This window comes from Clavibacter sp. A6099 (assembly GCF_021919125.1).
In the GTDB taxonomy this organism is placed as follows: domain Bacteria; phylum Actinomycetota; class Actinomycetes; order Actinomycetales; family Microbacteriaceae; genus Clavibacter; species Clavibacter seminis.
This window is the reverse complement of the sequence record NZ_CP083439.1, coordinates 2,385,349-2,396,409: the sequence shown is the minus strand read 5'-3', so window position 1 is coordinate 2,396,409 and position 11,061 is coordinate 2,385,349. Positions and strand designations below refer to the sequence as shown.

Sequence of the window (11,061 nt, the reverse complement as noted above, 5' to 3'; positions counted from 1 at the left end):
GAGGCACGAACCCATGACGATGACCGCCGACGAGGCCCGCGCCTTCCAGGACGAGTTCGCGCGGCTCGTGCGCAACGTGGAGCAGGTGCTGCTGGGCAAGTCCCACGTCGTGCGCCTCGCGTTCACGGCCATGGTCACGGGCGGCCACCTGCTGCTCGAGGACGTGCCCGGCACCGGCAAGACCTCGCTCGCCCGCGCCATGGCGCAGACCGTCGACGGCACGCACAGCCGCGTGCAGTTCACCCCCGACGTGCTGCCCGGCGACATCACGGGCGTCAGCGTCTACGACCAGCGCACGGGCGAGTTCGAGTTCCACCGCGGGCCGGTCTTCGCGAGCATCGTGCTGGCCGACGAGATCAACCGCGCGAGCCCGAAGACGCAGTCCGCGCTCCTCGAGGTGATGGAGGAGGGCCGCGTCACGGTCGACGGCACGCCGTACGAGGTGGGCCACCCGTTCATGGTCATCGCCACCCAGAACCCCATCGAGCAGGCCGGCACCTACGCGCTGCCCGAGGCGCAGCTCGACCGGTTCCTGCTGCGCACCTCCATCGGGTACCCGGACCACGAGTCGATGCTGCGGATCCTGCAGGGTGCCTCCGTCAGCGCGCACGACGTGACGCTCGCGCCCGTCGCGTCGGCCGCCGCCGTGCGGGCGCTGCAGGAGCGCGCGGGGACCGTGCACGTGGATCCCGCGGTGGCCGACTACGTGGTGCGCCTCGTCGACGCGACCCGCACCGCGCCCGAGGTGCGGCTGGGGGCGAGCGTGCGCGGCGCCCTCGCGCTCGTGCGCGCGTCCCGCACCTGGGCCGCCGCCGACGGCCGGCACTACGTGGTGCCCGACGACGTGAAGGCGCTCGCCGAGCCCGTGCTCGCGCACCGCCTGCTGCTGGATCCCGAGGCCGAGTTCGACGGCGTGACGCCCACGAGCGTGCTGTCGCAGATCCTCATCGAGACCGCGCCGCCGCGCGACGGGCACGCGGGGGCGTCGGGCGCCCGGGCCGCCGCGGGGTCGCACGTCGCCGAGCCCTCCGCCGCCGGGCCCTCCGCCGCCGGGCCCTCCGCCGCCGGCGCGCGGTCGGGCGGATGAGCGCGGTCGGGACGCGCGGCGCGGCCGCCGCCCCGGATCCCGCCGCCGTCGCGTCCCCGCTCGAACCCGAAACCGCCCCGCCGCGCCACGCGATCGCGCGCCTCGTCGGTGTCGTCACGCCGCTCGGCCGCGTGGTCGCGCTGGCAGCCGTCGTCGCGGGCGCCCTGGGCTACGCGCTCGGCTGGCGCGAGCTGGTCGCGGTCGCCTGGACCGCCGCCGCCCTCTGGGTCATCGCGCTGCTGCACCTCGTCGGATCCTCCGGGGTCGAGGTGTCGCTGCGCCTGCCTCGCGACCGCGTGGTCGCGGGGGAGCGCGCGCCCGCGACGGTCGCCGTGCGGAACCCGCTGCGCCGCCGGGCCGTGGGGCTCACGGTGGAGGTGCCCGTCGGATCCGGTCTCGCCGAGGTGCACGTGCCCTCCCTCGCGCACGGCCACTCGCACGAGGACGTGTTCGTCGTGCCCACCTCGCGCCGCGGCGTGATCGCGCTCGGCCCCGCGCGCATCGTCCGCGGCGACCCGATCGGGCTGGTGCGCCGCGAGTCCGCCGAGGCCGCCGCTACCCGCCTGCTCGTGCACCCGCGCACGCTCGCGATGCCCAGCACGAGCACGGGCTTCGTCCGCGACCTCGAGGGACGCGCCACGCGCGACCTCACCGACAGCGACGTGTCGTTCCAGTCGCTCCGCGAGTACGTGCCCGGCGACCCGGTGCGGCACATCCACTGGCGCTCGACCGCGAAGACCGGCGTGCACATGGTGCGGCGGTTCGAGGAGACCAGGCGGAGCCACATCATGGTCGCGCTGTCGCTGCACGCGGGCGACTACGGCGGCGGCGCACCCGGCCCGGTCGAGGACGCGGCGGCGATCCCGGCGGGCGGCACCACGGTCGCGGCCGGATCCGCGGCCGGCGCGCTCGCCGGATCCACCGCCGACGCCGAGTTCGAGCTGGCCGTGAGCGTCGTCGGATCCCTGGGCGCCCGCGCCATCGTCGACGCGCGCACCCTCCAGGTCGTCGCGAGCGCCGACCGGGCGGGCCGCCGCACGCGCCGCCTCCCGACCGCGCCCACGCTGCCCGGGCTCGCCCGCACCGTCGCGCGCCAGGGCCCGCCCGGATCCCGGTCCGCCCGCCTCCGCCGCCTCGCCACCGTCACGCGCGACCGCCTCCTCGACGACCTCGCCGAGATCGGCGCCTCCGACCGGGCGGCGTCGCTCGGTGAGCTGGCCCGCGCGGCCGCGGACGAGGTCGCGGGCGTGTCCGTCGTCTTCCTCGTGTGCGGCACCGGGGCGACACCCGCCGCGATCCGCGCCGCCGCCGTCGGCTTCCCGCCCGGCGTGCAGGTGGTCGCGGTCGTCTGCGACCCCGAGGTCGAGCCGGGCCTCCGCCGCCTCGGCGACCTGTCGGTCCTCACGATCGGCTACCTCGACGACCTGCGCGGCGCCCTGCAGCGGAGCGCGACGTGAGCGCGCGGGGTTCCGCCGGCGCCCGCGTCGCCCGCCGCGCGGCTCCCGGTCGCGCCGCCGCCCGCCCCCGGATCCCGGCCGGATCCCGCGACCCCGGCCGCACCCTCGTCCCCGTCCTCGCGATCGCCCTCCTCACCGGCCTCGCCGCGGCCGCGTTCTGGCCCGTCTACCGCGACGCGTCGTTCGTGCGGATGGCGGGGATCACGCTGGTCGTCGGCGCGCTCGTCGCGGTCGCGGGCGCCCGGTTCCGCTGGGGGAGCGCGGTGGTGGCGTCCGCGATCCTCGTGGCGTTCCTCGCGCTCGGCGTGCCGCTCGCGGTGCCCTCCGGCGCGGTCGACGGCTGGCGCCCGACGCTCGCGGGCCTCGGCGAGCTCGTCGAGGGCGCGTCGCTCGGCATCGTGCGGCTCGTGACCATCGCTCTCCCGGTCGGCGACTACCAGGCGCTCCTCGTGCCCGCGTTCGCGCTCGTGCTGCTGGGATCGGTGATCGGCGTCTCCGTGGCCCTGCGCTCCCGGCGGCCCGAGCTCGCGGTGATCCCCTCCCTCGTGATCCTCGTCGCCGCGGCCGCCCTCGGCCCCGACCGCAGCCAGGGCCCCGACGCGCCCGACGCCGCGGGCCTCCTCGTCCCGGTCGCGCTGGCCTGGCTCGCGACGGCCCTGCTCTGGATCGCGCGCTGCCGCTGGCGCCGACGCCACCGCGCGGTCCGCCGCCTCGGCCGGCAGGCGGGGATCCCCGTGGAGTCCGCGTCGGACCGGCGACGCTCGGGCACGCGCGCCGGGGTCTCCGCGGTCGTCGTGCTCGCGGCCGCCCTGGCCGCCGGCGTCGCCGCCACGGGCACCGCCCCGCCCGAGGCGTCCCGCGCCGGCCTCCGCTCCACGGTCGAGCAGCCGTTCGACCCGCGCGAGCAGGTCAGCCCGCTCTCGTCCTTCCGCACCTACTGGAAGACGCCGACGGCCGACGAGACGCTGCTCACGGTCGCGGGCCTGCCCGTCGGCGGCCGGGTACGCCTCGCCGCGCTCGACACCTACGACGGCGTCGTGTACGGCACGGGCGGCGCGCGCGGCAGCGTCGACGCGTCGCGCACGGGCCAGGCCTCCGGCACGTTCGCACGCGTGCCGTACCGGCTCGACCAGACGGGCGTCCCCGGCGACGACGTCACCCTCGACGTCGTCGTCGACGCCTACCGCGGCGTGTGGCTGCCGGGCGCGGGCCGCCTCGAGCGCATCGCGTTCGCGGGCGACGACGGCGGACGCCTCGCCGACTCCTTCTACTACGACGACGCGACCGCCACCGGCGCCGTGATCGGCGGGCTGACCGCGGGCGACGCGTACGAGATCGAGGCCGTCGTCGCGTCGACGCCGCCGCTGGAGGCGCTCGCCGACGAGCGCCCGGGCGACGCCGTGGCCCCGCGGCCCACGGGCGTGCCCGACGAGGTCGCCGCGCGCGTGGAGGCGTCCACCGCCGCACCCGACGGCGCGACCGCGGGCGGCACGGACGCGGGCGCCGGCACCTCGGCGTCGCCCGGCGCGCAGCTCGTCGCCGCGATCTCCGCCCTCCGCGCCGACGGGTACGTCAGCCACGGCGTCGGCGACGCGCCCTTCAGCAGGTCGGGCCACTCGGCCGAGCGCATCGCCGACCTCCTCACCACCCGCCCCATGCTCGGCGACGCGGAGCAGTACGCGGTCGCGGCCGCCCTCATGGCCGACGACCTCGGCTTCCCCGTCCGCGTCGTGATGGGCTTCGCGCCCGGAGAGGCGGCCGTGCGGGAGGCGCTCGGCGGGCCAGTGCCCATCCGGGGATCCGACGTCACCGCCTGGATCGAGGTCGACACGGCGTCCTCCGGCTGGGTCGCGGTGGATCCGAACCCGCCCGTCCGCGACGTGCCGGACGCGCTGCCCGACGAGCCCACCGAGGTCGCCCGCCCGCAGACGGTGCTGCCGCCGCCCGTCGAGGAGCAGGCCGAGCCCGAGGACCGCACGCCCCCGGACGCGAGCCGGGACGACCGGCCGGAGGCGGATCCCGCGCTCCAGGCCGTGCTCGCCGCCGTGCGCGTGGCCGGCTGGTCGCTGCTCGGGCTCGGGCTCGCGGCGTCGCCGTTCCTCGCCGTGGTGGGCGCGAAGGCCACGCGGCGGCGTCGACGTCGCGGGGCGGCCGCCGCGCGCGACCGGGTCGGCGGCGCGTGGGATGAGTTCCGCGACGGCGCGCTCGACCGCGGCCTCGTGCCGCCCGTGGCGGCCACGCGGCGCGAGGTGGCGCGGCGCGTGGGCGTGGGCGGTGCGCGCGGGCTCGCAGACGTCGCCGACGAGTCGGCGTTCGCGCCGGGCGACGTGCCGGATGCGCTCGCCGACGCCTCCTGGCGCCGCGTCGACGAGCTGGCGGCGCGCATGGACGCGGGGCGGACCCGGCGGCAGCGGCTCCGCGCGATGGTGTCGCTGGCGTCGCTGCGTCACGGGCGCGGGCGCGGGCGCGCCGCGGGCGGCGATGGCGACGGCCGCGCGCGCTCCTCGGGAGCGCGTGCCCGGCCTCGCCGCCCGCGCCCCTGACGGCTCCTCCCCAGGATCCCGTCGCGCGCGGCGTCCACGAGGTGCGGGCGCTGCCCCGTGGGGGCACGACGTCCGTGGTGTCCTCGCCCGGTGGACATCTCCCCGCCCCCGTCACCCGTTCCCGCGCCGCCGCCCCCGTTCCCCGTGCTCGGAGTCGCGGCGCCCCTCGTCGTCAGCGTCGCCGTCTGGGCCGTCACGCGCTCGCCGTACGCGCTGCTGTTCGCGGCGCTCGGGCCCGTGGTCGCGGTCGCGGGCGTCGCGGACCAGCGCATCTCCGGCCGGCGCTCCGCCCGCCGCGCGGAGCGCGAGTCCCGCGCCGCGGTCGCGCACCTGCACGCCGAGGTGCGGGCGAGGATCGCTGCCGTCCGCGTCGCCCTCCGGTCGCGGGCGCCGTCCGCGCGCGAGATCCTCGACGGCAGCGCCAACCCCGCGCTCCTCTGGCGGGCGGATCCGGGCGGTGCCGGCCCGCTCCCGATGGCGCTCGGCACGGGCGAGGTGCCGAGCGGCATGGTCTGGCGGGGCGACCCGGACGCGCGGGTGCCGGACTCCGACGCCCGCGACGGGCGCGGCACGCTGCTGCGCCGTCCGCTCCTGCGCATCCTGCGGCGGAGTGCCCGTCGCGTCTCCGCCGGCGCGCGCTCGGCTTCCGTCACCTCCCCGCACGACCCCGCGCGGTGGGCGGATCTCGTCCGCTGGGTCCCCGACGGGCCCGTCCTCGTCTCCGTCACCGGCGGCCTCGGGGTGCGGGGCGCCTCCGCCCTGGTCGCGCCCGTGCTCCGGGGCGTCGTCGTCCAGCTCGTGCACGCCCTCCCGCCCGACGACCTGCGCATCGCGTCCCGCCCGGCCGGGCCCGAGTGGGACTGGCTCGAGCGGCTCCCGCATGCGACCGACGGGCTCCGCGAGGAGCGGGCCGGCGCCGACCGATCGGCCGCGGAGGTCACCGCGACGGGCGAGCCGGGCGCCTGGGCGATCCGGCTCGCGCTCGGCGGTCGGGAGGTCGTGCTCGCTGCGGCGCCGCGGGTCGAGTCGCTCCCGGCCGCGTGCCGCACGGTGCTCGACGTCCGGAGCCCCGGCACGGCGCGGATCCTCGCGGCCGACCCGGCGCCCGACGCCCCGGCCGCCCTCGGCCCCGGCGCCTCCGCGGATCCCGCGGCGCCCGTCCTCTCACCCGACGGCGACGGCATCCCGGCTCCGCGCCTCACCCGCACCGGCCTGGTGCATCCCGACCTCGTGTCCCTCACGGAGGTGGAGCGCCTCGCGGACGAGCTGGCCGACCTCGCGCGGCGGCGCGGGCTCGCGGCGGCGCGGGCGCCCCTCCCGTCGCGCGTGCCGTTCGCGGATCTGCACTTCGCGGAGCCGCCGGACGTCGACGAGCCGGCCGCGGGCGACCCGGCCCCGTCGGCTCACGGGGTCGCGGCGGGCGACGGATCCGTCACGGAGCGGGACCGCCTGCCGCACCCCCGCCGTCCGCGCACGCTCGCGGCGGTCATCGGCGTCGGGCACGACGGTCCCGTGTCGGTCGACCTCGTCGCCGACGGCCCGCACGCGGTCGTCGCCGGCACCACGGGCAGCGGCAAGAGCGAGCTCCTCGTCACGTGGATGGCGGCGCTCGCGGCGGCGCACCCGCCCGACGAGGTCACCGTGCTGCTCGTCGACTTCAAGGGCGGCGCGGCGTTCGACCCGCTGCTCGTCCTGCCGCACGCCGTCGGCCTGGTCACCGACCTCGACGGCCAGGGCGCGCGCCGCGCGCTCGAGAGCCTCCGCGCGGAGATCCGCCATCGTGAGCGCGTCCTCCGCGAGGCCGGCGCCCGCGACGTCGACGACCCCGCCGCGGCGGGCGTGCTGCCGCGCCTCGTCATCGTCGTCGACGAGCTGGCCGCCCTCCTCGCCGACCAGTACGGGCTGCACGAGGTCGTCGCCGACATCGCCGCCCGGGGCCGCTCGCTCGGCATGCACCTCGTGCTCTGCACCCAGCGCCCGGCCGGCGTCGTGCGCGACGCGGTGCTCGCCAACTGCGACCTCCGCCTCTCGCTCCGCGTCAACAACGAGGCCGACAGCCGGGCGCTCCTCGGCACCGGCGAGGCGGCGCGCCTCGCCGACGCGCCCGCGGGCCGGTGCCTCGTGGGGGCGCACGGCGCGCCCACGCGACCGTTCCAGGTGGCCGTCACGACGGCTGACGACCTCGCCCGCGTCGCCGCCGTGCGCGCGACGCCGGTCCTCGTGCGGCGGCCGTGGCTGGATCCGCTGCCCGCGTCCATCCCGTTCGCCGACCTCGACGCGGTGCCGCCCCTTTCCCGGCGCGGATCCGCGATCCCCGCACCCGGCGCGTCCGCCATCCCGTTCGCCCTCGTCGACCTGCCCGCGGAGCAGCGGCGGGCGACCGCCGTGTGGTGCCCGGCGACGGACGGCCACCTGCTCGTCGTCGGCGGCCCGGGATCCGGCCGCAGCACGTGCCTGCGCACCATCGCCGCGTCCGCCGCCGTGGCCGGCGTCGAGGTGATCCACATGCCCGCGGACGCGGAGGGCTGCTGGGACGCGGTCGCCGGCGTCGTCGCCCGCATCCGCGACCCGCACGGCCCGTGGGATCCGCTCGTCGTGCTGGCCGACGACCTCGACGTCGCCGTCTCCCGCCTGGGACCCGAGCACCAGGCCGCCCTGCTCGAGGGGCTGGGCGCCATCGTCCGCGAGGGGCCGCACGCCGGGGTGGCGCTCGCCGTCGCCGGCCGGCGGGCGGGCGGGCCGCTCCAGTGCGTCGCGACCGCCTCGGGACCGCCCGTGCTACTCCCGCTCCCCAGCAGGCAGGAGCACGTCCTGGCGGGCGGCGAGAGCGGCCTCTTCGATGCCCGCGCGATGCCCGGAGCGGGGGAGTGGCGCGGCGAGCGGATCCAGGTGGCCACGCCGCCCGAGGTCGAGAGCGCGTCCACCCGGCACGCGGAGGGCTCCCGTGCGCCGGGGCAGGCGGACCCCGCGCCCATCGTGGTCCTCTCGGGTGACGCCGTCCACGCGCTCGTCACGCCGTCGCCCGTCGCCGCGGTCGCGCGACTCCGCGAGCGGGGCGTCGACGCGATCGAGGCCGCCCGGATCCCGCCGGGCTGGTCCGCGGACCAGCCGTTCCCCGGTGCGGCAGCGGAGGGGAGCGGGATCTCGGGGCGGGCCGCCGTCGGCCGCGGCGTTCACGGAGGCGGAGGCCGCGCGGCGTGTCCCCGGGTCGTGGTGGGGGATCCCGACGCCTGGCTGATGCGCGGTCCGCTCCTCGCGGACATCCGCCGCGCCGGCGACGTCGTGCTGGAGGGTTGCACCCCGCGGGACGCCCGCACGCTGCTCCGCGTCCGCGCGGTGCCGCCGCCGCTCGCCCCGATCGCCGGGCGCGCCTGGCTCGTCGCCCCCGACGGCGACGTGCGCCGCTGCTCGTGGCCGCCGGCGACGGCGGGGCAGCCCGACGCGCCGGCGCAGGGGGCGGCGCCCGCGGTGCCCGTGCTGCCCGCGGAAGCTGCGCTGCCCGCAGCGCGCCCCGCCGCCCCGCCGCGACGCGCGCAGCCCGCCGGGATCAGCCGATGAGCGTCGGCGACACCCGGATCTCGCCCACCGGCACCCCGCCGCCGAGCACCTGGAGGTCGAGCTCGGGGCGCACGCGCTCCACGTCGTCCCGCGTGATCGCGCCCGCCTCGGCCAGGAGCTCGAGCGCCACGATGGTGGACGCCCGGAGGCTGCCGTCGAGCGTCTTCGAGGCCACCGTCGTGCCGTCGGGGGCCGTCATGATCATGATCCCCTCGGCCCCGCCCTTGGCGAAGAGGCCCAGCCGCTCGATCACGACGGTGTTCGCGCGGCCAGGGCCGTCGATCGCCCAGCCGTGGGCGCGCACCGCAGCGGTCAGCGCTGCCGCGTGCCGGTACAGCGCGAACGGCGAGCCGGGCGCGGATGTCGCAATGCGGTGGATCCCGCGCGCGAGCGCCGTCAGCGACATCGCGTGCACGGGTGCGCCGCACCCGTCGACGCCCGTCGTGGCGATCCGCTCTCCCGTGAAGCGCTCGACCACGTCGCGGATCCGCACCTGCAGGGGGTGGTCCGGGTGCAGGTAGTCCTCGGTCGACCACCCGTTCGTCACGCAGGCGAGCAGCATCGCGGCGTGCTTGCCGGAGCAGTTCATGTGGACGGGGGAGGCGGGGATCCCGGCGCGCACGAGCTCGTCGCGCGCGGCCCGGTCGAGCGGCCAGTCGGCGGGGCAGCGCAGCGCGGACTCGTCGAGCCCGGCCTTGGCGAGGATCCCCCGCACGACCTCCACGTGACGCGCGGTCGCGGCGTGGCTGGCCGTGGCGAGCACGTGCTCCTCCTCGGTGAGCTCCGCCCCGCTCGCCAGCACGGCGAGGGCCTGGAACGGCTTCATGCTGGAGCGCGGGAACACGGGCGTCGTCGCGTCGCCGACCTCTCGCAGCACCTCGCCCTCGGGCGACAGCACGACGGCCGCGCCGATGTGACGCGACTCCACGAAGCCGCTCCGCTCGAGCACCGCGAGCTCCACGGCGCCCTGGACGGGGATCGTCTGGACGGCCGCCGCCATCAGAGCGCCCGGAACGCGTCGGCGATCACGCCGAGCGCGTCGTCGAGCAGCTCCTCGGAAATCGCGAGGCTCGGCAGGAACCGGAGGACGTTGCCGTACGTGCCGGCGGTGAGGATGATCACGCCGTGCGCGTGGCAGTACGCCGCGATGGCGGCGACCGCGTCCGCGTTCGGCTCCTTCGTGGTGGATCCGGTGCCCGGCTGCACGAGCTCGATGGCGACCATCGCGCCGATGCCGCGCACGTCGCCGATGATGTCGTGCTCCTCCTGCAGGTCCGCGAGCGCGTGGTGCAGGTGGTCGCCGATGCGCGTGGCCTCGTCGAGCAGCCCGTGCGTCTCGATGGCCTCGAACACGGCCACCGCGGCGGCCGCGGCGACGGGATTGCCGCCGAACGTGCCGCCGAGCCCGCCGGGGAGCGCGGAGTCCATGATCTCGGCGCGGCCGGTCACGCCCGCGAGCGGCAGGCCGCCCGCGATGCCCTTGGCCGTGAGCACGAGGTCGGGCACGAGGCCGAGGTGCTCGCTCGCGAAGAAGCGGCCGGTGCGCGCGAGGCCCGACTGGATCTCGTCCGCGATGAAGACCACGCCGTTCGCCGTGCACCACTCCTGGAGCGCGGGCAGGAAGCCGTCGGCCGGCACCATGAAGCCGCCCTCGCCCTGGATGGGCTCGGCCACGACGCAGGCGAGGTCGGTCGCTCCGATGCGCTTCTCGAGGTACGAGATGGTGCGGGCCGCGGCCTCGGCGCCCGAGAGGCCGTCGTGATAGGGGTACGAGCTCGGCGCGTGGTAGACGTCGCCGGCGAAGGGCCCGAAGCCGGTGCCGTAGGGCGACGCCTTGTAGTTCATCGCCATCGTGAGGTTGGTGCGGCCGTGGTAGCCGTGGTCGAGCACCGCCACCGCGCGCCGGCCCGTGTGCTTGCGCGCGATCTTCACGCCGTTCTCCACGGCCTCGGCGCCCGAGTTCACGAGCACCGTGCGCTTCTCGTGGGTGCCGGGAGTGTGCTCCGCGAGCAGCTCCGCCACGCGCACGTACTCCTCGTACGGCGTCACGGTGAAGAGGGTGTGGATCACGTCGCCGAGCTGGGCGGTCGCCGCGTCCACGACCTCCTGGCGCGTGTGGCCGACCGTGGTCACGCCGATGCCGGCGCCGAGGTCGATGAAGCGGTTGCCGTCCACGTCCTCCACGATCGCGCCGTGCGCGCGGGAGATGTAGACGGGGAGCAGGGAGGAGACGCCGGGCGGCACCACGCGCTTCCGGCGCTCGTGCAGCTCACGCGAGAGCGGGCCGGGGATCTCCGTCACGATGCGTCGCTCCTGCGGCACCTGCGGGCGCGCGTCGCGGGCGGACGCGGCGGGGGAGTCGGAGGCGGAGCCGGCAGGGATGCCGACGCGGGCGGAGTCCAGGGTGTCTGTCATG

The 11,061-nt window shown here is 77.8% G+C and carries 6 protein-coding genes; 4 read left to right on the top strand and 2 right to left on the bottom strand.

Annotated features, from left to right (window positions below):
• Positions 1–13: 13 nt before the first annotated feature.
• The 4 genes from KYT88_RS11300 (at position 14) to KYT88_RS11275 (ending at position 8,645) form a co-directional block, all read left to right on the top strand.
• Positions 14–1,087, top strand: a complete 1,074-nt coding sequence (locus KYT88_RS11300; RefSeq protein ID WP_237583654.1) for an AAA family ATPase — start codon at positions 14–16, stop codon at positions 1,085–1,087.
• Positions 1,084–2,544: a DUF58 domain-containing protein gene (locus KYT88_RS15955; protein ID WP_304522701.1), complete on the top strand. Its 1,461-nt coding sequence runs from the start codon at positions 1,084–1,086 to the stop codon at positions 2,542–2,544. Before KYT88_RS11300 ends, KYT88_RS15955 begins: the two co-directional genes overlap by 4 nt.
• The gene (locus KYT88_RS11280; RefSeq protein WP_304522700.1) at positions 2,541–5,087 is read left to right on the top strand and encodes a transglutaminase family protein; all 2,547 of its coding nucleotides are present in this window, start codon (positions 2,541–2,543) and stop codon (positions 5,085–5,087) included. Before KYT88_RS15955 ends, KYT88_RS11280 begins: the two co-directional genes overlap by 4 nt.
• Positions 5,088–5,231: 144 nt before the next feature.
• Complete coding sequence (locus KYT88_RS11275) at positions 5,232–8,645, top strand: FtsK/SpoIIIE domain-containing protein (protein ID WP_237583652.1); 3,414 nt, start codon at positions 5,232–5,234, stop codon at positions 8,643–8,645.
• Here the strand turns inward: KYT88_RS11275 and KYT88_RS11270 are convergent.
• Together KYT88_RS11270 and gabT are read right to left on the bottom strand one after the other, a co-directional pair.
• On the bottom strand, positions 8,635–9,645 hold the full coding sequence (locus tag KYT88_RS11270; RefSeq protein WP_043582628.1) for an asparaginase: 1,011 nt from the start codon (positions 9,643–9,645) through the stop codon (positions 8,635–8,637). The genes KYT88_RS11275 and KYT88_RS11270 overlap by 11 nt on opposite strands.
• A complete protein-coding gene (gabT, locus tag KYT88_RS11265) occupies positions 9,645–11,060 on the bottom strand; it encodes a 4-aminobutyrate--2-oxoglutarate transaminase (protein ID WP_043582630.1) in 1,416 nt (471 codons plus the stop codon). Before gabT ends, KYT88_RS11270 begins: the two co-directional genes overlap by 1 nt.
• Position 11,061 lies beyond the last annotated feature (1 nt).